The sequence below is a fragment of the Nonomuraea sp. NPDC004186 genome (assembly GCF_053603495.1).
On record NZ_JBSGFQ010000010.1, the window covers coordinates 90979 to 114143 of the forward strand.

At 69.7% G+C, this 23165-nt stretch carries 22 protein-coding genes and 1 tRNA gene; 19 read left to right on the forward strand and 4 right to left on the reverse strand.

The genetic code is table 11. The annotated features are described in order from the left end of the window. The first annotated feature begins 42 nt into the window (after positions 1–42). From mfd to ACWEPL_RS11140, 18 genes are all read left to right on the forward strand, one after another. Positions 43–3531, forward strand: coding sequence for a transcription-repair coupling factor (gene mfd, locus ACWEPL_RS11055; RefSeq protein ID WP_452435945.1), 3489 nt, complete (start codon positions 43–45; stop codon positions 3529–3531). A gap of 29 nt (positions 3532–3560) precedes the next feature. Continuing rightward, on the forward strand, positions 3561–4166 hold the full coding sequence (locus ACWEPL_RS11060) for a SurA N-terminal domain-containing protein (RefSeq protein ID WP_350725791.1): 606 nt from the start codon (positions 3561–3563) through the stop codon (positions 4164–4166). Between the two features lie 3 nt (positions 4167–4169). Next, a complete protein-coding gene (locus ACWEPL_RS11065) occupies positions 4170–5108 on the forward strand; it encodes a MazG family protein (protein ID WP_452435946.1) in 939 nt (312 codons plus the stop codon). 103 nt (positions 5109–5211) lie between these two features. Next, a complete protein-coding gene (gene eno, locus ACWEPL_RS11070) occupies positions 5212–6489 on the forward strand; it encodes a phosphopyruvate hydratase (protein ID WP_363970698.1) in 1278 nt (425 codons plus the stop codon). 83 nt (positions 6490–6572) lie between these two features. Further along, entirely contained in the window at positions 6573–6989 is a 417-nt protein-coding gene (locus tag ACWEPL_RS11075; RefSeq protein ID WP_350725786.1) for an FtsB family cell division protein, read from the forward strand. Further along, entirely contained in the window at positions 6979–7467 is a 489-nt protein-coding gene (locus ACWEPL_RS11080; RefSeq protein ID WP_452435947.1) for a DUF501 domain-containing protein, read from the forward strand. The genes ACWEPL_RS11075 and ACWEPL_RS11080 overlap by 11 nt, the downstream gene beginning before the upstream one ends. Further along, positions 7458–8405: a Ppx/GppA phosphatase family protein gene (locus ACWEPL_RS11085; protein ID WP_350725782.1), complete on the forward strand. Its 948-nt coding sequence runs from the start codon at positions 7458–7460 to the stop codon at positions 8403–8405. The genes ACWEPL_RS11080 and ACWEPL_RS11085 overlap by 10 nt, the downstream gene beginning before the upstream one ends. A 173-nt stretch (positions 8406–8578) precedes the next feature. Continuing rightward, entirely contained in the window at positions 8579–9700 is a 1122-nt protein-coding gene (locus ACWEPL_RS11090; protein WP_452435948.1) for a hypothetical protein, read from the forward strand. A gap of 86 nt (positions 9701–9786) precedes the next feature. Beyond that, positions 9787–10113: a PadR family transcriptional regulator gene (locus ACWEPL_RS11095; RefSeq protein WP_355197401.1), complete on the forward strand. Its 327-nt coding sequence runs from the start codon at positions 9787–9789 to the stop codon at positions 10111–10113. After that, positions 10110–11000: a DUF1700 domain-containing protein gene (locus tag ACWEPL_RS11100; protein ID WP_363970702.1), complete on the forward strand. Its 891-nt coding sequence runs from the start codon at positions 10110–10112 to the stop codon at positions 10998–11000. The genes ACWEPL_RS11095 and ACWEPL_RS11100 overlap by 4 nt, the downstream gene beginning before the upstream one ends. An 18-nt stretch (positions 11001–11018) precedes the next feature. After that, entirely contained in the window at positions 11019–11813 is a 795-nt protein-coding gene (locus ACWEPL_RS11105) for a uracil-DNA glycosylase (RefSeq protein ID WP_355197397.1), read from the forward strand. Between the two features lie 95 nt (positions 11814–11908). Beyond that, entirely contained in the window at positions 11909–13225 is a 1317-nt protein-coding gene (locus tag ACWEPL_RS11110; RefSeq protein WP_363970704.1) for an NAD(P)/FAD-dependent oxidoreductase, read from the forward strand. 80 nt (positions 13226–13305) lie between these two features. Continuing rightward, a complete protein-coding gene (locus tag ACWEPL_RS11115) occupies positions 13306–13818 on the forward strand; it encodes a glycine cleavage system protein R (protein ID WP_350725772.1) in 513 nt (170 codons plus the stop codon). 16 nt (positions 13819–13834) lie between these two features. Next, positions 13835–14410 (forward strand): peptide deformylase, encoded by a 576-nt coding sequence (locus tag ACWEPL_RS11120; RefSeq protein ID WP_452435949.1) that lies wholly within the window; start codon positions 13835–13837, stop codon positions 14408–14410. Positions 14411–14459: 49 nt separating this feature from the next. After that, positions 14460–14532: transfer RNA gene (locus tag ACWEPL_RS11125), tRNA-Leu, on the forward strand. A gap of 519 nt (positions 14533–15051) precedes the next feature. Next, positions 15052–15843, forward strand: a complete 792-nt coding sequence (locus tag ACWEPL_RS11130; RefSeq protein WP_350725768.1) for a Bax inhibitor-1/YccA family protein — start codon at positions 15052–15054, stop codon at positions 15841–15843. A 168-nt stretch (positions 15844–16011) separates the two neighbouring features. Continuing rightward, positions 16012–16245 carry a DUF4287 domain-containing protein gene (locus ACWEPL_RS11135; RefSeq protein WP_185068609.1) on the forward strand — a complete coding sequence of 78 codons (234 nt, stop codon included), beginning with the start codon at positions 16012–16014 and terminating at the stop codon, positions 16243–16245. Positions 16246–16310: 65 nt separating this feature from the next. Next, a complete protein-coding gene (locus ACWEPL_RS11140) occupies positions 16311–16718 on the forward strand; it encodes a PPOX class F420-dependent oxidoreductase (RefSeq protein WP_363970710.1) in 408 nt (135 codons plus the stop codon). A gap of 307 nt (positions 16719–17025) precedes the next feature. On the opposite strand, the gene ACWEPL_RS11145 is transcribed toward ACWEPL_RS11140, so the two are convergent. The 3 genes from ACWEPL_RS11145 to ACWEPL_RS11155 all read right to left on the reverse strand — a co-directional run bounded on the left by ACWEPL_RS11145 (position 17026) and on the right by ACWEPL_RS11155 (position 20741). After that, a complete protein-coding gene (locus ACWEPL_RS11145) occupies positions 17026–18240 on the reverse strand; it encodes an acetyl-CoA C-acetyltransferase (protein WP_452435950.1) in 1215 nt (404 codons plus the stop codon). 45 nt (positions 18241–18285) lie between these two features. Beyond that, positions 18286–19644, reverse strand: a complete 1359-nt coding sequence (locus tag ACWEPL_RS11150) for an outer membrane protein assembly factor BamB family protein (RefSeq protein ID WP_363970714.1) — start codon at positions 19642–19644, stop codon at positions 18286–18288. An 89-nt stretch (positions 19645–19733) separates the two neighbouring features. After that, on the reverse strand, positions 19734–20741 hold the full coding sequence (locus ACWEPL_RS11155) for an SGNH/GDSL hydrolase family protein (protein ID WP_452435951.1): 1008 nt from the start codon (positions 20739–20741) through the stop codon (positions 19734–19736). Between the two features lie 146 nt (positions 20742–20887). Here ACWEPL_RS11155 and ACWEPL_RS11160 point away from each other — a divergent pair, with 146 nt between their 5' ends. Further along, the gene (locus ACWEPL_RS11160; RefSeq protein WP_363970718.1) at positions 20888–22258 is read left to right on the forward strand and encodes a cystathionine beta-synthase; all 1371 of its coding nucleotides are present in this window, start codon (positions 20888–20890) and stop codon (positions 22256–22258) included. Here ACWEPL_RS11160 and ACWEPL_RS11165 read toward each other — a convergent pair. After that, a complete protein-coding gene (locus tag ACWEPL_RS11165; RefSeq protein WP_363970720.1) occupies positions 22255–23112 on the reverse strand; it encodes an NAD(P)-dependent oxidoreductase in 858 nt (285 codons plus the stop codon). The genes ACWEPL_RS11160 and ACWEPL_RS11165 overlap by 4 nt on opposite strands. Positions 23113–23165 lie beyond the last annotated feature (53 nt).

A 23165-nucleotide genomic window follows, 5' to 3' on the forward strand; every position in this document is an offset into this window, starting at 1 on the left:
GGGGGTAGTCGTGTTGCCGTCGTGGGGCTGTGGGCGTATCTGATGAGTCTTTCCGGGCTACTTGACCTTGTTCGCGCCGACCCGAAACTGACCGCCGCTCTCGAAGAGGGCGGCGATGTCGCGCTGGTCGCGCCCGTCGCGCTGCGGCCGTTCGGCGTGGCCGCGCTGGCCACGCACGACCAGCGGGCCGTGCTGGCGGTCACCGCGACGGGCCGCGAGGCGGAAGACCTCGCCGCCGCGCTGACCAGCCTCATCGAGCCCAGCTCGGTGGCCGTGTTCCCGGCCTGGGAGACGCTGCCGCACGAGCGGCTCTCGCCGCGCAGCGACACCGTGGGGCAGCGGCTGGCGGTGCTGCGGCGGCTGGCGCACCCGATCAAGGGTGACAGCGCGGCCGGGCCGCTCAGCGTGATCGTGGCGCCGATCAGGGCGCTGCTGCAGCCCATCGTGAAGGGGCTCGGCGACCTGGAGCCCATCAGGCTGCGCGCGGGCGACGACGCCGACCTCGACGAGGTCGTCGACCGCCTGGTGACCAACGGCTACCACCGGGTCGACATGGTGGAGAAGCGCGGTGAGGTGGCCGTGCGCGGCGGGCTGCTCGACGTGTTCCCGCCGACCGAGGAGCACCCGCTGCGGCTGGAGTTCTGGGGCGACACGGTCGAGGAGATCCGCTGGTTCAAGGTGGCCGACCAGCGCTCGCTGGAGGCGGCCGAGGAAGGGCTGTTCGCGCCGCCGTGCCGCGAGCTGCTGCTGACCGACGAGGTCAGGGCCCGGGCGGCGGAGCTGGCCGAGGAGCACCCGGCGCTGGCCGAGGTGCTCGACCAGCTCGCCGAGGGCTCGCCGGTCGAGGGCATGGAGGCGTTCGCGCCCGTGCTGGCCGGCGAGATGGACCTGCTGCTCGACCACCTGCCGGTCAGGTCCGCGGTGTTCGTGTGCGACCCCGAGCGGATCAGGGGGCGGGCCGAGGAGCTCGTACGCACGTCGCAGGAGTTCCTGGAGGCCTCCTGGATCAACGCGGCGGCCGGCGGCGAGGCGCCGATCGACCTGGGCGCGGCGGCCTTCCGCACCCTGGAGGAGATCCGCGACCACGCCGACGCGCTGGGCCAGCCGTGGTGGACGATGGCGCCGTTCGGCGGCGGGGTCGAGCTCGACGCGCAGGACTCCGAGGCCTACCGGGGCGACACCGCCAAGGCGCTGGCCGACATCAAGGGCTGGCTGGCCGAGGACAAGGCAGTCGTGCTGCTCAGCGAGGGCCACGGGCCGGCCGAGCGGATGGTCGAGCTGCTCAAGGGCGTCGACGTGCCCGCCAGGCTGCGGCAGTTCCTGGACAAGGCGCCCGAGCCCAAGGTCGTCCACGTCAGCACGGGCCTGATCGAGCACGGCTTCATCACGTCCAACCTGGCCGTGCTCACCCACCTCGACCTGGTCGGGCAGAAGGCGTCCACCAAGGACATGCGGCGCCTGCCGTCGCGCCGGCGCAACATGGTCGACCCCCTCCAGCTCAAGGTCGGCGACCACGTGGTGCACGAGCAGCACGGCGTGGGCCGCTACATCGAGATGGTCCAGCGCACGGTCCAGGGCGCCACCCGCGAATACCTGGTCATCGAATACGCCAAGGGCGACCGGCTCTACGTGCCGACCGACCAGCTCGACGAGGTCACCCGCTACGTCGGCGGCGAGGCGCCCACGCTCAACCGCATGGGCGGCGCCGACTGGGCCAAGGCCAAGTCCCGCGCGAAGAAGGCGGTCAAGGAGATCGCGGGGGAGCTGATCAGGCTCTACTCCGCCCGCATGGCCTCGCCGGGCCACGCGTTCGGGGACGACACGCCGTGGCAGCGGGAGATGGAGGACGCCTTCCCGTACGCCGAGACCGGCGACCAGCTGGAGGCCATCGACGAGGTCAAGCGCGACATGGAGCGCGGCATCCCGATGGACCGGCTGATCTGCGGCGACGTCGGCTACGGCAAGACCGAGATCGCGGTGCGGGCGGCGTTCAAGGCGGTGCAGGACGGCAAGCAGGTGGCCGTGCTGGTGCCGACGACGCTGCTGGTCCAGCAGCACATGTCCACCTTCACCGAGCGGTTCTCCAGCTTCCCCGTCACGCTCAAGCCGGTCTCCCGGTTCCAGACCGACGGCGAGGTCAAGGGCACGCTCGAAGGGCTCAGGTCGGGCGCCGTCGACGTCGTGATCGGCACCCACCGGCTGCTCAGCCCCGAGGTCCGCTTCAAGGACCTGGGGCTGATCATCATCGACGAGGAGCAGCGGTTCGGCGTCGAGCACAAGGAGGCGATGAAGCACCTGCGCACGCAGGTCGACGTGCTGGCCATGTCGGCCACGCCGATCCCGCGCACGCTGGAGATGGGCCTGACCGGCATCCGCGAGATGTCCACGATCCTCACGCCGCCGGAGGAGCGGCACCCGATCCTCACGTTCGTGGGGCCGTACGAGGAGAAGCAGATCGGGGCGGCGATCCGGCGCGAGCTGATGCGCGACGGGCAGATCTTCTTCGTGCACAACCGGGTGGCCTCGATCAACCGCGTGGCCGCGCGGCTGCGCGAACTGGTGCCCGAGGCGCGCATCGCGGTGGCGCACGGGCAGATGAACGAGCACCAGCTCGAGAAGATCATGGTGGGCTTCTGGGAGCGGGAGTACGACCTGCTGGTCTCCACCACGATCGTCGAGTCCGGGCTCGACGTGCCCAACGCCAACACGCTGATCGTCGACCGGGCCGACAACTACGGCCTGTCGCAGCTGCACCAGCTCCGCGGGCGCGTCGGGCGGGGCAGGGAACGCGGTTACGCGTACTTCCTCTACCCGCCGGAGAAGCCGCTGACCGAGACCGCCCACGAGCGGCTGGCCACGATCTCGCAGCACACCGAGATGGGCGCGGGCATGTACGTCGCCATGAAGGACCTGGAGATCCGCGGCGCGGGCAACGTGCTCGGGGCCGAGCAGTCCGGGTTCATCGCGGGCGTCGGCTTCGACCTGTACGTACGGCTGATGGCCGAGGCCGTGCAGGAGCAGAAGGCCAAGCTCGAAGGCGGCGAGGCGCAGGAGGAGCAGCAGGACGTCAAGGTCGAGCTGCCGATCAACGCCCATATCCCGCACGACTACGTCACCTCCGAGCGCCTGCGGCTGGAGGCGTACAAGCGGATCGCGGCCATCGCCTCCCCCGCCGACATCGACGAGGTACGCGCCGAGCTGACCGACCGCTACGGCAAGCCGCCCGCGGAGGTGGAGAACCTGCTGGAGGTGGCCAAGTTCCGGATCAAGGCGCGCCAGGCCGGGCTCACGGACGTGACGCTGCAGGGGCAGAACATCAAGTTCGGCCCGGCCCGGCTGAGGGAGTCGCAGCAGGTCCGGCTCGACCGGCTGTACAAGAAGGCGATATACAAGCAGGCGGCCGAGACGCTGCTGGTGCCGGTGCCCAAGACCAAGCCGCTCGGTGGGCAGCCGCTCCGGGATCTCGACCTGCTCAAATGGTGCGGTGACCTGGTCGAGGCGATGTTCCTCGAGCCAGCGCGGGTAAGCTAGCGGCGGTTTTCGGTCGGAAAGGGACGCACGTGAAGTCGATACGAGTGGCTGTGGCCGCTGCCGCGGTGGGCATCGCGCTTACCGCCTGCTCTTCCCCCATGCAGGCCGGCGCCGCGGCCGTGGTGGGCAAGGAGCGCATCTCGACGGGTCAGCTCAACAGGGACGCGGAGGCCTACAAGGCCGCACTGAAGCAGAACAAGCTGGACGAGACGGCGCTCGGCGTGCCGGTCAGCCAGTACGTGCTCCAGCGGCTGGCCGACATCAGCGCCGCCAAGCAGCTGATGGCGCGCAACAACGTCCAGGTGACCGACAAGGAGATCGACGCCAAGCTCCAGGACCCCGGCCAGTACCAGTCGCCCCAGATCAACCTGCTGGCCCTGGGCGTCGCGCCCAGCTACGCCCGCGAGTACGCGCGCACGGCGGTCGGGATGGCCAAGCTGCAGCAGCAGGCCGGCCAGGGCGGGCTCGACAAGCTCCGCCAGGACTTCGCCTCGATCAAGACGATCTTCAACCCCCGCTTCGGTGTGGTCAACGCCAACCCGTCGCAGGAGAACCCGTCGCTGTTCGTGGACGCCGGCAGGTTCGGCAAGGCCACCCCGCAGCAGGCGCCTCAGCAGCAGCAGCCGCAGGGCTGAGCCGTGCCGCTGACCGTCGTCACCACCTCGCCCAGGGTCCCGCCGGGCCTGCTGAGCCATCAGGCCTGGCAGGTGCTGCGCTCTGGCCCGGTGCTGACCGGGTCCGCCGCGCATCCGCAGCTGCCCTACCTGGCGGAGGCGGGGGTGTCGGTCGAGGTCGTGGAGCCCGACCCGCGCGGGCTGGCCGCGCGGGCCGTCGGCGAGAGCGTGGTGTGGCTCGCCTCGGCCTCCGAGAAGGAGGACGAGGAGTTCATGCGCGCGGTCGGGCACGCCGCGATCGCGCTGGAGGAGCCGCCGCTGATCGAGGTGGTGCCGGGCTCGTACGACCTGCCGGGGGCGCGGGTGCTCGACCTGGTCGCCGTGATGGACCGGCTGCGGACCGAGTGCCCGTGGGACCGCAAGCAGACGCACGAGTCGCTGGTGCCGTACCTGCTCGAAGAGGCGTACGAGGTGCTGGAGACCATCGAGCAGGGCGACTACCCGGCACTCCGCGAGGAGCTGGGCGACCTGCTGCTCCAGGTGGTCTTCCACGCGCGGGTGGCCGCGGACTTCGACATGGACGACGTGGCGGCCGGGATCGTCGAGAAGCTGGTGCGCCGCCATCCGCACGTCTTCGGCTCGGTACGCGCGGAGAGCGCCGACGAGGTCAACGACAACTGGGACGCGATCAAGGCGGCCGAGCGGGCCGCCAAGGGCCGGGAGTCGGTGCTCGACGGCGTGCCCATGGGGCAGCCCGCGCTGTCGCTGGCCGCCCAGCTGGTGCGCCGGGCCGAGCGGGCCGGGGCGCCCGACGCGCTCGCGGCGGCCGTCGGGCAGGGGGTGGCCCGGGAGCTGTTCGACCTGGTCCGCCGGGCCGCGGAGGCCGGTCTCGACGCCGAGGCCGAGCTGCGGGCGGCCGCCCGTACGTACCGGGACAGGGTGCGCGCCTGGGAATCGGCCTGACCCTGCGGTGCGCGGTTCGGTGTCCGGTGACCGTGCGGTCCCGCGTCCGGGTGTACCGATAGGCTCTGATGGCATATCGCCTTTCACTTAGGAGCGCAATCCCGTGGCTACCATCGAGGTCGTATACGCCCGCGAGATCCTCGACTCCCGAGGCAACCCCACGGTCGAGGTCGAGATCGTGCTCGACGACGGCAGCACCGGCCGCGCGGCCGTGCCGAGCGGGGCGTCCACCGGCCAGTTCGAGGCGGTCGAGCTGCGTGACGGCGGCAAGCGTTACGGCGGCAAGGGCGTGGAGAAGGCCGTCCTCGCCGTGACCGACGAGATCTTCGAGGAGATCAACGGCATCGAGGCCGAGGACCAGCGCATCATCGACCAGATCATGATCGACCTGGACCGCACGCCCAACAAGGCCAAGCTCGGCGCCAACGCCATCCTGGGCGTCTCGCTGGCCGTCGCGAAGGCCGCCGCCGACAGCGCCGACCTGCCGCTCTTCCGCTACGTCGGCGGCCCCAACGCCCACGTGCTGCCCGTGCCGATGATGAACATCCTCAACGGCGGCGCCCACGCCGACACCAACGTGGACATCCAGGAGTTCATGATCGCGCCGATCGGGGCGGAGACGTTTCGCGAGGCCGTGCGCATGGGCACGGAGGTCTACCACGCGCTCAAGGGCGTGCTCAAGGAGAAGGGCTACGCCACGGGCCTGGGCGACGAGGGCGGCTTCGCGCCCAACCTGCCGTCCAACCGCGACGCGCTCGACCTGATCCTGGTCGCCATCGAGCGGGCCGGCTACGTGCCGGGCGAGGACGTGGCGCTGGCGCTCGACGTGGCCGCCTCCGAGTTCCACAAGGACGGCGTCTACACGATCGACGGCAAGGGCCTGTCGGCGCAGGAGCTGATCGAGTTCTACGCGGACCTGGTCGCCAACTACCCGCTCGTCTCCATCGAGGACCCGCTCGACGAGGAGGACTGGGCCGGCTGGAAGGCCATCACCGAGGCGCTCGGCGACAAGGTGCAGCTCGTGGGCGACGACCTGTTCGTCACCAACCCCGAGCGGCTGGAGCGCGGCATCAAGGAGGGCACCGCCAACGCCCTGCTGGTCAAGGTCAACCAGATCGGCACGCTGTCGGAGACCCTCGACGCCGTGGACCTGGCCCACCGCAACGGCTACAAGTGCATGATGAGCCACCGCTCCGGCGAGACCGAGGACACGACGATCGCCGACCTCGCGGTCGCGGTCAACTGCGGCCAGATCAAGACCGGCGCCCCGGCCCGTTCGGACCGGGTGGCCAAGTACAACCAGCTGCTGCGCATCGAGGAGCTCCTCGACGACGCCGCCCGCTACGCGGGTCGCGCCGCCTTCCCGCGCTTCCGGCGCTAGTTTCGAATACGGCCGCGAGGCGGCGGCTCCAAAGTGACCACGCCGCCTCCGGGCCGTATAGGCCATAAGCAGGGGGTGTCCAAATGGCTAAGAGGCCGCAGCTGACCGGGCGGGCCGCCATCCTGGCCGTCGTGGTGTGCGCGATCGCGATGAGCCTGGCCTACCCTGTCCGCGAGTACATCAGCCTGCGCCGCAGCATCGCCGAGCATCGGGCGGAGAAGGCCAGGGTCGAGGCGGAGAAGCAGACGCTGCTGGAGCGCGACCGGCAGAGCGACGATCCCAACTGGATCAAGAAGACGGCCAAGGAACGGCTGCACTACTGCGGGCCCGGCGAGAAGTGCTACGTGGTGATGGACCAGCAGCAGATCAAGGAGCCGGCGACCGTGCAGCAGGCGCCGGCGCCGCCGCCGTGGTACCAGACGCTCTGGGAGTCGGTGGAGGCCGCCGACAAAGGCACCGGCCGCCGGGCCGTGACGGGGAAGGAAAGTGTTGGACGGTAAAGACGTCGAGACGGTGCGACTGCAGCTCGGGCGGCCGCCCAGGGGGCTGCGCGGGGTGGCGCACCGCTGCCCGTGCGGCAACGCCGACGTGGTGGAGACCGCGCCGAGGCTGCCCGACGGCTCGCCCTTCCCGACTCTCTACTATCTGACCTGCCCCAAGGCGGCCTCGGCCATCGGCACGCTCGAAGGCTCGGGGCTGATGCGGGAGATGCAGGCCCGGCTGGCCACCGATCCCGAGCTGGCCGCCGCCTACCGCGCCGCGCACGACGACTACGTCGCCAGGCGCGACGAGGCGGCGAAGGAGGAGGGCATGGAGCCGCTCCCGCGCGACATGCAGAGCACGGGCGGCATGCCGCTGCGGGTCAAGTGCCTGCACGCGCTCGTGGCGCACGAGCTGGCGGCGCCCGGGAGCAACCCGTTCGGCAGGGAGGCGCTCGACGCCCTCCCCGACTGGTGGAGTGACGGACCATGCGTGTAGCCGCCGTCGACTGCGGCACCAATTCCGTACGCCTGCTCATCGCCGACGTGGGCGACGATCTCATCGACGACGTCGAGCGGCGGATGGAGATCGTCCGCCTCGGCCAGGGCGTCGACAGGACCGGCAGGCTGGCCCCTGACGCCCTTGAGCGCACGTTCAAGGCCATGAGGGTCTACCGGGAGCTGATCGACCGGCACGGCGCCGTCAGGACCCGTGTGGTGGCCACCAGCGCGACCCGGGACGCGGCCAACAGGCAGGAGTTCGTGGACGGGGTCCGCGAGATCTTCGGGGTGGAGCCGGAGGTCGTGTCGGGGGCGGAGGAGGCCGAGCTCTCGTTCGTGGGGGCGACCAAGGGGCTGGTCCGGCTGTCGCCGGAGACCGAGATGCCGCAGGGGCCGCTGCCGCCGTACCTGGTGGTGGACATCGGCGGCGGGTCCACCGAGTTCGTGGTCGGCTCCGAGCACGCCGAGGCGGCGCTGTCGGTGGACATCGGCTGCGTGCGCCTGACCGAGCGGCACCTGAAGGACGCCGGCGACCCGCCCTCCGCGCCCGCGCTGGAGGCCGTGGTGGCCGACATCGAGGCGGCGCTCGACAGGGTCGAGGCGGAGGTGCCCGTGCAGCGGGCCCGCACGCTGGTGGGGCTGGCGGGTTCGGTGACGACGGTCGCGGGGATGGTGCTCGATCTGCCGGCTTACGACTCGGCCAGAATTCACCACTCGCGGATTTCGGCCGGGCAGGTACATGAAGTGACGCGGCGGCTGCTGGCGATGACCCATGGTGAGCGTGCCGAGGTTCCGGTGATGCACCCGGGAAGGGTCGACGTGATTGGCGCCGGCGCGCTAATTCTTGACCGGATCGTCCGTCGTTTCGCGTTTTCGCAGGTCGTGGTCAGTGAACACGACATCCTTGACGGTATCGCCTGGTCTATCGCCCGATAGCTGAAGAAATCCGGACATTTCAGGTCTATGGCCTGTGTTGAGCGTGCAATCAGTATTGTGGTTAGGTAAAGGGGCATTACGGGGGCTTTGCCATATTGCTGTGCACGGAAGGTGCCGGCGTGGCGACCGTTCCCGAGCGCGTCTCTTCCCTCAAAGGAATGGAGCACTCTCACATGAAGTCTGTTGGGTTAGCACGTAAGGCGGCGGCGTTCGGCGCGTCCGCCGCGGTGCTGGCCGCCCTGGCCGCGGGCCTGGTCGCCAGCCCCGCCCAGGCGGCGACGGCCGCCACCACCAAGGCCGCTCCCAAGGTCTCGGTGTCGACGCCCGCGGTGTCCGCGGGCGACTACGAGGGAGCCTGCCCGGTCAAGGTCAACTTCTCGGCCAAGATCAAGGTTCCCGTCCGGGGCAAGACGGAGCTGGCCTACCGCTGGCTCCACGGCGACGGGTCCAAGGGCAAGGTCAAGGTGCTCAAGCTCTCGGGCAAGGGCACCAAGTCGGTGACGGTCAGGCAGTCCATCACCTTCAAGGAGAACGTCAAGGGCTGGGAGGCCGTCCAGGTCCTCGGTCCGAAGAAGGTCACCTCGAAGAAGGGCTACTTCTCCGTCTCCTGCGAGGAGCCGAAGGACGTGGGGCGCACGCAGCTCGACGTGTCGGTGTCCGCCCGCGCATGGGCCAGCCCCGACTCGTACTCCGGTGTCTGCACCCCTGGCGACAAGATCGACTTTGTCGGCCTGATCGAGGCCAACCGCCCGACGTGGGTTCGCTACCGCTGGATTCTCAACGGTGAAGTGGCCGACTACGGCAGGGTCAAGGTCTACGACACGCGCAAGGTCGGCTTCGGCATCTCCCCGCGTCACAGCCAGCGCGGCTGGGCGCAGCTCGAGATCCTGAGCCCCGAGGGCGCCTCCTCCAACCGGGCCTACTACAAGGTCTGGTGCAAGGACGAGGCTCCGACTCCGGCTCCCGCCAAGGTCTCGGTTTCGAGTGCGTCGGTCACCGGTACCCGGACCGACATGTGCGCCGACAACCGTGGCCCCGGGGTGGACTTCAAGGCTACGCTGACCAGCACCGGCCCCACCACCGTGCAGTACTACTGGGTCGTCAACGGCGTCCGTGACCACAACACGCTCGAGCGTACGGTCAACGGCAGCCTCGACGTGACCTGGGGCATCGGCGGAGCGCAGAACTCCACCAAGACGGAGGGCACCGTAGAGCTCGTCGTCACCAGCCCGAACGCCGCGTCCTCGGGCGTCGCCTCCTACTCGGCGACCTGCCCGCCAAAGGCCGCAGCCTAGGCTGACCGGACCGGGTGGCAGCCCTCGCGGGTGCCACCCGGTTTTCTCGTTGCCACTACTCCGCTTTGCACAGTAGTGTGCATTACGTGGATAGCAGTCAGCTCCTCAAGGGCGTGCTCGACCTGGCCGTGCTCGCCGTGCTCAACGAGCGCGACGGCTACGGCTACGACGTCGTGCGCCGGCTGAGGGAGGCCGGCCTGGAGGAGGTGGGCGACGCCTCGGTCTACGGCACGCTGCGCCGCCTGTTCAAGGCCGGGGCGCTGACGTCGTACGTGGTCGCCTCGGACGAAGGGCCGCACCGCAAGTACTACGGACTCAACGAGGTCGGCCGGAGCATGTACGCCACCTCGGCCAAGACCTGGACCTCGTTCTCGGCGACCATGGCATCCCTGCTCAAGGAGGGACAAGCATGACCCCCGAACAGTACGCACAGGCCGTACGGGATGCCCTGGCAGACCATCCCGAGCGCGGCGAGTTACTCGAAGACCTCGACGACCACCTGGCCGAGATCGCGGCAGAGTCGGAGCTGCCGCTGGAGGACCGGCTGGGCCCGCCCGAGGTGTACGCCGAGGAGCTGGCGGCCGCGTACGGAGACCGCCCCGAGAGCGGCGGGAAGCGCCGCATCGACCCGCGGGCGTGGGCGCTGGGCGCGCACACCCGGCTGATGGGCCAGGGGCCGTACCGGAGCTTCGTGGGCTTCCTGCCGGAGCTGCGCCCCGGGTGGTGGGTGCTGCGGGGTTACCTGCTGGCCCTGCTGCTGCTGGCGCTGACCGGCGAAGGTGGCCTCGTCCCGTCCGACCTGGCCGGCTGGGCGCTGGTCGCGGCGGGCGTCTGGATCTCGGTCTGGATCGGCAGGCGGCGCAGGGGAGGGCTGGCCGCGGGGCTCGTCGGGGCGCTCAACCTGGTCGCGGCGCTGACGTTGTTCGCCGGGATGGTGGAGGCCGCATCGCACGGTTCCGACGGGGCGCGCGTCGCCATGGCGACCCCGGAGCCGGTGTGGGTGGACGCGGCGTCGTCCAACAACGACGTCTACAACATCAAGCCGTACGCCAAGGACGGCACCCCGCTGAGCGACGTCTACCTCTACGACCAGGACGGCAAGCCGCTGACCACCAACCCCGAGGACTTCGGATACACGGTCGACAGGTCGTGCGGGGAGCCCATACTCAACCGCTACCCGCTGCCGCTGATCCAGCAGGACGGGATGGCCGATCCGGACGCCGCCACCACGACGAGGTCCGCCTGCCCGACCCCGCCGCCCACTCCCACGCCCACTCCCACGCCGAAGCCCGCCAAGTGATCAGGCACCATCGGTGTCATGAGCTTCGTACCTCCTGGCACCGGCTGGCCGGAAGACCCGGCGACCGCTGACACCCCGGTCGCCCACGACCCCGCGGACGTGCGCCGCCTCGCCGCCACCAGTGACACCCTCGCGGAGCTCACGGCCGGACAGTCCGTCTGCCGTGCCTGTCCCCGCCTGGTGGAGTGGCGCGAGCAGGTCGCCGAGGCGAAGCGGCGCGCGTTCGCGGACGAGACGTACTGGGGCCGCCCGGTCCCCGGCTGGGGCGCCGAGCGCCCGCGGATCCTGCTGGTCGGCCTGGCCCCGGCGGCCCACGGGGGCAACCGCACCGGGCGGATCTTCACCGGCGACCGCAGCGGCGACTGGCTGTTCGCCTCGCTGCACCGCACCGGCCTGGCCGCGCAGGAGACCAGCACCCACGCCGGGGACGGGCAGCGGCTCATCGACACGCGGGTGGTGGCCTCGGTGCGCTGCGCGCCGCCCGCGAACAAGCCGCTGCCCTCGGAGAAGGCAGCCTGCTTCCCGTGGATGGCCAGGGAGGTGGCGCTGGTGGCGCCGTACGTACGGGTGGTCGTGGCGCTCGGCGGGTACGCCTGGCAGGCCGTGTGGCCCGCGCTCAAGGACGCCGGCTACGAGCTGCCGCGCTCCAGGCCGCCGTTCGGGCACGGGGCCGAGGTGGAGGTCCGCCACGCCGGCGCCCCCGTCACGCTGATCGGCTGCTACCACCCCAGCCAGCAGAACACGTTCACCGGCCGCGTGACCGCCCAGATGCTCGACGACGTCTTCACCAGGGCCAGGTCACTGGCTGTGTGACGCGTTCCACCACCCCCGGGTTGGATTCATCAAGCGCGCTTGACGTAAGCTTGTGAATGCTTTCACAAGCACTCCACGAGGGATGGGGCCTCAGGATGAACAAGCACATCTTGATCGTCGGCGGTGGATACGTCGGCCTGTACACAGCGCTTCGGCTGCAGCGCAAACTCCAGCGTGAGCTGCGCGGCGGCGAGGCACGCATCACGATCATCGACCCCCAGTCCTACATGACCTACCAGCCCTTCTTGCCTGAGGCGGCGGCGGGTAACCTCTCGCCCCGGCACGTGGTGGCGCCGCTGCGGCGGATCCTGCCCAAGGTGCGGATCCTCAACGGCAGGGTCACCGAGGTCGACCACGCCGAGCGCACCGTCACGTTCCAGCCGCCCGAGGGCGCGCCGCGCCAGGTGGCCTACGACGTGATCGTGATGGCCGCCGGATCGATCTCGCGCACGCTGCCCATCCCCGGCCTCACCGACATCGGCATCGGCTTCAAGGCCGTGGGCGAGGCCATCGCCCTGCGCAACCGCGTGCTGCACCTGCTCGACGTGGCCGAGTCGACCGACGACCCGGAGGTGCGGCGCAAGGCGCTCACGTTCGTCGTGGTCGGCGCCGGATTCGCGGGCGTCGAGGCGCTCGCGGAGCTCGAGGACATGGCCAAGGACTCGACGCGCTACTACCGCAACATCAAGCCGTCGGACCTCCGCTGGGTGCTCGTGGAGGCCTCGAACCGGGTGCTGCCCGAGGTCGGCCCCGAGATGGGCAAGTGGACCCTGGAGCAGCTGCGCGAGCGCGGCATCGACGTCAAGCTCGAGACCCGCCTGGAGTCCTGCACCGACGGGCACGTGATCCTCTCGGACGGCTCGGAGTTCGACGCGGAGACCCTCGTGTGGACCGCGGGCGTCAAGCCCAGCCCCGTGGTCAACGACAGCGGCCTGCCGCTCGACGAGCGTGGCCGGATCAAGTGCACCGCCATGCTCACCATCGCCGGCACGAACGACGCCTTCGCGGCGGGAGACGCCGCGGGGGTGCCCGACGTCACGAACCCCGGCCAGTACTGCGCCCCGAACGCCCAGCACGCCGTCCGCCAGGCCAAGGTGCTGGCCGACAACATCGTCCGCCACCTGCGTGGCCAGCAACTGGTCGAATACCGCCACAAGTATGTCGGATCGGTTGCCGGTTTGGGCCTGCATCAGGGCGTCGCCAATGTCTATGGCGTCAAGCTTCGCGGATTCCCTGCGTGGTTCATGCACCGGACCTACCATCTGTCGCGGGTGCCGACGCTGAACCGCAAGGTCCGTGTCGTCGTCGACTGGACCCTGGCCCTGTTCTTCAAGCGCGAGACGATCTCGCTGGGTGAGATGGAGCACCCGCGTGAGGACTTCAGGGCCGCAGTCGCGACGACCCGTCGCTAGCCCAGGAACGGCAAGCGCCCCGGCGAACCTCGCCGGGGCGTATTCGGCACCCCTGGTCGCAAGCGGAAGGGGTAGCACGGATGGGGCTCTCAGCGGTGACCGTGCTCGGCGTCGACCGGCCCGGCGTGATCGCCGCGGTCACCGGTTCGCTCGCCGATTGCGGAGCGAACATCCAGGACTCGACGATGACGTTGCTCGGCGGTCACGTGGCGATGATGCTGCTGGTGTCGGGCGATCTGGACTCGGCCGAGCTGCTGAAGCGTCTGTGCGCGCCCGATCTCGTGGTGACCGCCTCCGCCATCGAGGCCCAGCGGCACTTCTGCGAGGAGGGCGGCGGTCTCGGTTACGTACTGACCGTGCACGGGCCCGACCGGCCCGGGATCATCTCGGCCATCAGCGCCGTGCTCGCCGCTGACCGAGGCAACATCACCGGGATGAGCACCAGGCTCACCGGCCGTCTCTACGTTCTGATCGCGGACGTCGAGCTACCGAAGGAGGTGGACGTGGCGGCGCTCATGCGCAGGCTGGCGGCCGTCGGCGCCGGACTCGACTCGGAGATCACCTTCCGCCCCGTCGAACCGGACCTGCTGTGAACGGGCAGGAGGACAGATGAACGGATGGGGCGGCGAGCCTTGGGGGGCGCCCGGCGGCCGTGATGTGCTCGGCGGCCGCGTGGGAACCCCGTGCGAGGTCCTCGGCGCCCCGCACCCGCTCCTGTCCGCCGCCGCCGAACCGGTCGACCCCACCGCCCCCGAGGTCGTGGCCGCCGCCGCCGATCTCCTGGCCACCCTCCGCCGGGAGACCGCCACGACCGGGCTGGCCGCCCCCCAGATCGGCCTGAGCTGGCGCCTGATCGCCTTTGACGCCGGACTCCACCCCAGGAGCCGTTCGTGGGCCGGAGAGCTCGTTCTGGCCAATCCACGCCTTGCCAGAGCGTCCCACTGGGACCCGGGGCGCGAGGGCTGCACGTCCATCACGGGACTCACGGCAGATGTCCTCCGCGCCACCCGTATCACCGTACGTGGGCATTTGCCAGGTACGGGGGAGCCCGTCACCATCGAAGCGGACGCCTTCGAAGCCCGCTGCATTCAGCACCAACTCGACCATCTGGACGGTCTACTCTTCTTGGACAGAGTGCCTGGAGCCCTCTCACTTCACCGCAGACTTCACAGTTGTGACGCCTGATGCGAAGTTGTGCTCCTCTTAACCATGGTCTGTTTCGTATGATTGCGGCGCCCCCGTAGCCCAATGGCAGAGGCAAACCCCTTAAAAGGGTTGACGTGCGGGTTCGAATCCCGCCGGGGGCACTTGCCGTCTTCATCGCCTTTGGGTTCCTGACCTGGAGGTTTACCGCGATCGTCGGACGGGCCTGTTGCGGCCGATGTCGAGTTGTTACGGTGTCGCGCCGCCTCCGGGCGCTTCGCCCCTGCTGGAAGGGCCTCTGGGCGCCGACGCCGGACCGGTTGAGGCCGACGTGGAGCGGCCGAGTAAGCTCAGGTGGGCGTCGTTTACTTTTCGCCTTCGGCATATTGACAACGGGCTGTCTTTCTGCCTCTCCGGGCTTCTCCCGAACGTTTCTTTCTGTGAATGCTTGACTACGCCATTACTGCCGGTCTTTTCTCGTGGACGCACAGTAAATAGGACGCGCCGAGGCCCTGGGGCCGGGGCTGCGGATGATCTTGAACGGCGAGCTCGATGACCTTGGGAACTCTGGGCCGGGCACGTTCGTTGGGAAGCTGCCGAAGTCCCGAATGAACATCGATCTAACACGTCAGTTGACCAAGGTGTCGCCGCGCCCCGTAGGCTCGGCGTCACAGGAGGCAGCGATGGAGAGCAAGAACCCCGTTTTCAGCAGGTCGCGGCAGCAGTCCGCGGGCTGGGCCGGACCGTCCCCGTCCCCAGACCAGCTGCAGAACATGTACGACGCGCCGTCGTACGCGCAACCCACTCGGCCCGCGTACCGCACCATGACGCTAGACGACGTCGTCGTGCGCGGGTTTCTCACCCTCGGGGCTCTCGTCGCGGCCGCCGCCGCGGCCTGGGTCCTCAACGTCCCGCCAGTGGTCGCCATCGGCGCCGCGGTCGTCGCGCTGATCCTGGGGCTGATCGCCTCGTTCACGCAGAGCACCAACCCGGCGCTCATCCTGGGGTACGCCGTCTTCGAGGGCGTGTTCCTGGGCAAGATCAGCTCCGTCTTCGAGGGCATGATCAGCGGCATCGTGCTGCAGGCCGTGCTCGGCACGGCGTTCGCGTTCGGCGCGGTGCTGACGGTCTACTCGTTGCGGATCATCCGCGTCACACCCAAGCTCGTGAAGTTCGGCCTCGCGGCCGGCATCGCGGCGCTCGGGCTGCTGCTCGTCAACCTGATCCTCGGCTTCTTCGTCGACGGCGGCCTCGGCCTGCGCACCGACAGCCCGATCGGCTGGGCGTTCAGCATCGTCATGATCCTGATCGGCTGCTTCTTCCTGCTGCTCGACTTCGACTCGATCGAGCAGGGCGTGCGGGAGGGGGCGCCGGAGAAGTTCGCCTGGCAGTGCGCGTTCGGTCTGACGCTGAGCCTCGTCTGGATCTACCTCGAGGTGCTGCGGTTCGTCAGCTATTTCACAAGTAGTGACTGATCGTTAACGTCTGCGTCACCCCCGAGGGCTCCGCCGTTCAGGCGGGGCCCTCTCCTTGTGTGACCGAAAATCTACGTGCCGTCACAAAATGATGCCTGGTTGGGGGCTTGCCATTCGGACGCTGGTGTTGCAGGGTCGAGCAAAGGACCCTTATTCGCGGAGGTGCCCATGTCCTTGAACCACTCACCGGAGACGCAGACAAAGCTGATCGCAAGAGTCCCGTCCATAACGGGGCGCGAACTCCCAGAGTGGTTTCAAGCCATCGACAACGGCCCGGCTTTCCTGAGGTGTGACGAGCGGGCCAACTGGCTTGCCGACGAGCACGGGCTATCCCACGGCTACGCTGCCGCGATCGTGCACGAACACGAGCGGCACCGCCGTAACCGCATGGGCTTCATCTAAGCCCATCCATCCTCGCGCCCGTGCCCCAGGCGCGGGCGCGTCCTCATGGCCGTCATCATGAGGAGATGGACCTCGACAAGGCACTCGCCTTCCTCCGCACCCACCACCGCGCCGTCCTGCTCACCAAGCATCGCGACGGGCGCCCGCAGATGTCCCCGGTGACCGCCGGCGTCTCGGGCGGCCAGGTCATCGTCAGCACCCGCGAAACGGCCGCCAAGGTCCGCAACGCCCGCCGCGACCCGCACGTCTCGCTGTGCGTCTTCACGGACGGCTTCTACGGCGAATGGATCCAGGTGGACGGGACGGCCGACATCCAGTCGCTCCCGGACGCCATGGAGGGCCTGGTCTCGTACTATCGCGACATCTCCGGCGAGCACCCGGACTGGGACGACTACCGCGCCGCCATGACCCGCGAACGCCGCGTCCTCCTCCGCATCACCCCCCACCACGCCGGCCCGGACACCCACGGCTGACCCGCCTCCCCCGCCGATCGGGCGCCCGGCCGGCGGGGCGGGGTGCGGTGATGCTCGGCGCTCAGAACGCGATGGCGGCCCACCGGGTGCGTACGGCGACTGCGCGCCGGGGCGGCATGCGCGGGCGCTGCGGCATGCGCGGCGCGTGGCGTGCGGTGGGCAAGGTGGGGCAGCGTAGCCGGGCAACCATGGGCTCGCGTGGCGGCGCTCAGCCGGTGAAGGGTCAGAGGCCGTTTCCTGGAGGGCCCTCAGCCGGAGTGCGGCGGGTGGTTGCCCGGGCAGCGCGTAAAAAATGGATGGGAAGTGGTCAGAGGCGTTCGAGGATCATGGCCATGCCCTGGCCGCCGCCCACGCACATGGTTTCGAGCCCGATGCTCTTGTCGTGGTGCTGCAGGCTGTTGATCAGTGTGGACGTGATCCGCGCCCCCGTCATCCCGAACGGGTGCCCCACCGCGATCGCCCCGCCGTTGACGTTGAGCCGGTCCAGCGGGATCCCCAGATCCCGGTAGGACGGGATCACCTGGGCGGCGAACGCCTCGTTGATCTCCACGAGGTCGACGTCCTCGATCGCCATCCCCGCCCGCGAGAGCGCCTGCTTCGAGGCCTCCACCGGCCCCAGCCCCATGATCTCCGGGGACAGCCCGGTGACCCCGGTCGAGACGATCCGGGCCAGCGGCGTGATCCCGAGTTCGGCGGCCTTGACGTCGCTCATCACGATCACGGCCGCCGCCCCGTCGTTCAGCGGGCAGCAGTTGCCGGCGGTCACGGTCCCGTCGGGCCGGAAGACCGGCTGGAGGGTGGAGACCTTCTCGTACGTCGTCCCCGCCCGAGGCCCGTCGTCCTTCTCCACCACCGTCCCGTCCGGCAGCGTCACCGGCGTGATGTCCTTGGCCCAGAACCCGTCGGCCAGCGCCTTCTCGGCCAGGTTCTGCGAGCGCACCCCGAACTCGTCCTGCTCCTGGCGGGTGACCCCCTTGAGCTGGGCGAGGTTCTCGGCGGTCTGCCCCATCGCGATGTAGATGTCAGGGACGACGCCGTCCTCACGCGGGTCGTGCCACACCTTCCCGCCCTCGGCGAAGGACTTGGTGCGTGTCAGAGCGTCCAGGAAGACGGGGTTGTGCGTGTCGGGCAGCGAGTCGGAGTTGCCCTTCGTGAACCGGGACACCATCTCCACCCCGGCCGAGACGAACACGTCCCCCTCGCCCGCCTTGATCGCGTGGAAGGCCATCCGCGTGGTCTGCAGAGACGAGGAGCAGTAGCGCGTCACGGTCGTGCCGGGCACGTTGTCCAGCCCGAGCATCACCGACACCACCCGGGCCATGTTGAACCCCTGCTCGCCCCCGGGTAGCCCGCACCCCAGCATGATGTCGTCGATGGACGAGGGATCGAGCTGGGGCACCTTGGCCAGCGCCGCCTGGATCATCTGCACGGTCAGGTCGTCGGGGCGGATCTCCTGGAGCGAGCCCTTGAAGGCCCGGCCGATCGGGGAACGCGCGGTCGCGACGATGACTGCCTCGGGCATGGCCCCTCCTTTGTCGGGTGCTACAGATAGAACTATATTCCGGTCCTATCCGTACATGCCGGGTGCGGTGGAGGTTTGGTCGTTGATGGCGTGGATGGCCCCCTTCTCGTCGCGCCACAGCCGCCACCCGTCCTGGCTGCCGGTGAACCAGGGAGGCGGCACGACCGCACCCTTGACCTGCTTGCCGGTGGCGAGGTCGTACTCGCAGACGGCGGCCGTCGAGTAGAAGCCCGGCGCCTGCCCGCGCAGCGGCAGCGGCTTGGGGTCGGTCACGCAGAAGGACCAGCCGTGCTGCTCCTCCACCGGCACCGGCTTGCCCGAGACCAGGTCGAACGCCGTGCCCTTGGCGTCGTGCTTGAGGAAGCCCAGCTTGTCCATCCGGTCGGGGAAGGCCAGCCACCAGCCGGACCCGGGCACGTCGGCCGCGGTGACCTGCCCGACCACCCTGCCGCTCTCCGAGTCGAGCCGGGCGAAGCCGCCGTAGGCCCCCTGGCGGTCGACGGGGCGTACGACAGGGGCGTAGCCGGGGCTGCCGCTCGGATAGACGCGTACGACCGAGGGCCGCATCCAGTTGATCGTCCCGTTGGCGATCTTGACGGAGAAGAGGCCGAAGGCGGAGACCTTCTTCGTCTGGGGGTTCGTGTAGGGGGCGACGTAGCCGACCAGATTGTCGCCGGTCGCCCCGAACGCCCACCCGCCCGACATGTCGATCCCCGGGCCGAGCGCCTGCTCGATCGGCTGCTGCCACTGCAGCTTGCCGGTCTTGAGCTCGTACGACTCGATCATGGGGCTGGCGGCCAGCCTGAGCAGCAGGACCCGGCTCGGGTCCGACCACTCCACCTCGGAGATCCCCGGCAGCTTCCACAGGGTCTTCCCGGTGGCCGGGTCGAGCACCACCATGCGGGCCTTGGCCAGGGCCGTGTGCTCCGACACGCAGACGTACGGCCCGCACCGCTGCGGCCCGAACGTCGAGTGCACCGGCCTGCTCCACTTCTGCGCCCCCGAGCGGGCGTCGCGGGCGATGAGCGTGGCGTTCCAGTGGCCGCTCTTGGCCGGGTCGAGCGCGACGACCACGCCCTGGCCCGGGGACGTCTCGACGACCGCCGGGGCCGAGACGCCCATGCCGGGCAGGCGGCCGGCGATCGTGGCCGGGTAGGACCACAGCCGCTTGCCGTCCCGCAGGCCGACGGCGACGGTCTCCAGCGAGCCGTCGGGCTTCATGGAGGTGGCGGCGACGACCCCGCCCGCCACCGCCATCCGGCTGACGGCGTTGACCTGGGTGTTCTGCCAGGTCGGGAAGTTCGGGGTGGTGGCCGCGTCGCTGCCGGAGCAGGCGGCCGCGGAGAGGACTCCGACGAGGGTTCCGGCGAGGGCGACGGTCGGTTTCCAGAGGGGTCGCTGCACGGGCAATCCACTCCAAAGGGGACGAAGAGTGGCGACGCGGGCGCGCAGAGTAACCAACACTGGCACTCGTCGGGCCTTGACGGGGGACGTCAGGCGTCGTCGAGCGTCTCGCCGAGCCGGGACGTCAGACGCCGGGCGTCGTTGAACGTCTCGCCGAGCCGCCGGCGGAACAACGTCGCCCACTTTCCGTGCAGGCCCGTCGCCCGTCCGTCGACCCGGGTCGCGGTGACCTCGGTGCCGGGCTCCTCCGCGGCCGTAGCCGCCGCAAGGTAGATCGGTTGTAGTGCTTCGCCGCGTGCGGGACGCGGCTCAGGCCACAGCCCCAACGCAGCGCACACTGACGGTAGCACCGCGTAAGCGGCCTGCGCGTAACCTCGGGCAGATGGATGGAAACGATCGGGTCCGAACATTTCTGCCGGATTTGTTGCGAACTCGGGCCCCAGGAGGTCGGCGAACGCCACCGTACGGCCGCCCGCGTCCACCACCGCCACCGTCTGCGCCGCGGCGAGCTGGCGGCTCCACCGCCGCGCCACCCAGCGCAGCGGCTGCCCGATCGGCCGCACCGTGCCGAGGTCGGGACAGGTGCCCACGACCACCTCGACCCCCGCGTCGCGCAAGCGCCGCACGGCTTTGGCCAGATGGCGTACGGCGACGGCGGGCGGCGTCTGCGTGATGATGTCGTTGGCCCCCACGAAGATCACCGCGATGTCGGTCTCCATGGCCAGGGCCTTGTCCACCTGGTCGCCCAGCTCGGACGAGGGCGAGCCCGACTTGCCGACGACGAGCAGGCGTACCGGGCGTTCGGCGACCGAGGCCAGGCCGTGCGCGAGCAGCGCGCCGGGGGTCTGGGCGGGGTCGGTCATGCCGAGCCCGACCGATGTGGAGTCGCCGAGCATGGCGATCTTGAGCGGCTCGCCGGGAAAGTCGCCGTACGTGCCGTCGGAAGGCGGCCCGTCCAGGCCGTGCGGCTGCCCGATGGCCCGGCGCGCGAGCAGTCCTTCGGCGACCAGCAGCCCGTACGCCGTCGCGCCGAGGGCCGTAAGCCCGCCACCTCCGAGCGCCGCGGCCGTGGCGATCTTGCGTGCCGCGCGCGCCATACCAGCTGGCCAGACCACCGTACGTGCCCTCCTAGTCGAACTCAGCGGTAGCGTTTGCTTGAAAACTAGCCGAGTGCCGGCCACCCCCACTGGATCTCGGCCACTGGCAAGCTGACCAAGCTTCGGTAAAGAAGGTGAACACCGCGGTGCGCGTTTACGATTCCCTGGTTGATCTCATGGGGAACACTCCGCTCGTCCGGCTGCACAAAGTCAACGCGGGGTTGTCCGCACAGGTGCTGGCCAAGGTCGAGTACTTCAACCCGGGCGGCTCGGTCAAGGATCGCATCGCCGTACGGATGATCGAGGCCGCGGAGGCGTCCGGCGAGCTGCGTCCGGGAAGCGTGATCGTCGAGCCGACCTCCGGCAACACGGGGGTGGGCCTGGCGATCGTGGCCCAGCAGAAGGGTTACCGGTGCCTGTTCGTGGTGCCGGACAAGGTGGCCCAGGACAAGATCTCGGTCCTGCGGGCATATGGGGCCGAGGTCGTGGTCTGCCCGACCGCCGTCTCGCCCGACCATCCCGACTCGTACTACTCGGTCTCCGACCGGCTGGCCCGCGAGGTGCCGAACGCCTGGAAGCCCGACCAGTACTCCAACGTCAACAACCCCGACTCCCACTACCACTCGACGGGTCCGGAGATCTGGGAGCAGACCGACGGCCGGATCACCCACTTCGTCGCGGGCATCGGCACCGGCGGCACCATCAGCGGCACCGGCCGCTATCTCAAGGAGGTCTCCGGCGGCCGCGTGAAGATCATCGGGGCCGACCCGGAGGGCTCGGTCTACTCCGGCGGCACCGGCCGGCCGTACCTGGTGGAAGGGGTGGGCGAGGACATCTGGCCCGCCACGTACGACACCAAGATCTGCGACGAGATCATCGCGGTGTCCGACAAGGACTCCTTCACCATGACCCGCAGGCTCGCCCGCGAGGAGGGGCTGCTGGTCGGCGGCTCCTGCGGGATGGCGGTCGTGGCGGCGCTGCGGGTGGCGGCCACGGCCGCGCCCGACGACGTGATCGTCGTGCTGCTTCCCGACGGCGGGCGCGGCTACCTGTCCAAGATCTTCAACGACGACTGGATGGCCGACTACGGCTTCCTGACCACGTCGTCCGAGGAGGGGCTGGTCGCCGACGTGCTGGCGCGGAAGGGAGCGGGGCTGCCGGAGTTCGTGCACGCGCATCCGCACGAGTCGGTGGGCACGGCCATCTCGATCATGCGGGAATACTCGGTGTCCCAGCTCCCGGTGATGAAGGAGGAGCCGCCGGTCATGGCGGCCGAGGTGGTCGGCTCCATCGTCGAACGCGATCTCCTCGAAGCCCTCTACCACGGCAGACTCTCCTCCGACGACCAGATCGGTGATCACATGTCGGCGCCACTACCCATGATCGGCAGTGGTGAACCTGTGGCCCGTGCGGTCGAAGCGCTGGAGAAGGCCGATGCGGCCGTTGTGCTGGAAGACGGCAAGCCCTCGGGCATGATCACCCGCCAGGACCTGCTCGCCTTCCTCGCGAATCACTAGGGCTTTCTGATCGACTCGATCACGGTGCCGAGCCCCTCGTGGCCCCGGCCCTCGGCGTCGGCGCGCTCGAACAACGCCTTGAGCGCGCCCGGGACCGTGGTCTCCAGCCCGGCGTCGGCCAGCGCCTCCACGGCGTGGCCGATGCCGACGGCCTGCATGTGCAGGGAGTTGAGCTCGCCCGGATACTTCCCGGCCGCGAACTCCTCGGCCAGGATCTTGGCGTACCCCATGGGCCCGTCACCGCCCAGCTGGGTGAACAGGTCCCGGGCGAACGGCAGGAACTCCGCCGGCGCGGTCCCCGCCGTGCGCAGCATCGCCATGGCGTGCATGAAGCTGGTCAGGCTCGACCAGAAGATCAGGAGCTGGGCCTGGTAGTACATCATCGCCAGGGCCCGGTCCGCCCCGACGTAGGTGACCTCGCTCAGCGCCTCCAGCGTCCCGGCGTACCGGTCGAGGACGTCCTTGGGGCCGCTGTAGAAGGTGTACGCGCCCGGCTGCCCGATCCCCGGCGGCGGCACCATGATGCCCGCCGTGATCAGCGTGCCGCCGCGCTCCTCCACCCACCGGGCCGCTCGGCGCAGCGCCTCCGGGGTGTCGGAGCTGAGGTTGACCACCACCTTCCCGTCCAGCCTGGCGTCGCCGAAGCTGTCGTACATCGCCTGGTAGCTGATCTGGCTGACCACCAGCAGCTCGCCGTCCGCCGCGCTCGCCGCCTGCCTGGCGCCCTGGGCGACCAGCGGTGCCGTCCTGCTCGCCGTACGGTTCCAGACCGCCACCTCGTGTCCGGCGGCCAGGAACGTCTCGGCCATCTTCGAGCCCATCGGGCCCATTCCCACGACTGTCACTTGACTCATGCCCGACACCCTCGGACACGCCGCTACGGAAATCCTTCGGCCCCGCCACGGGT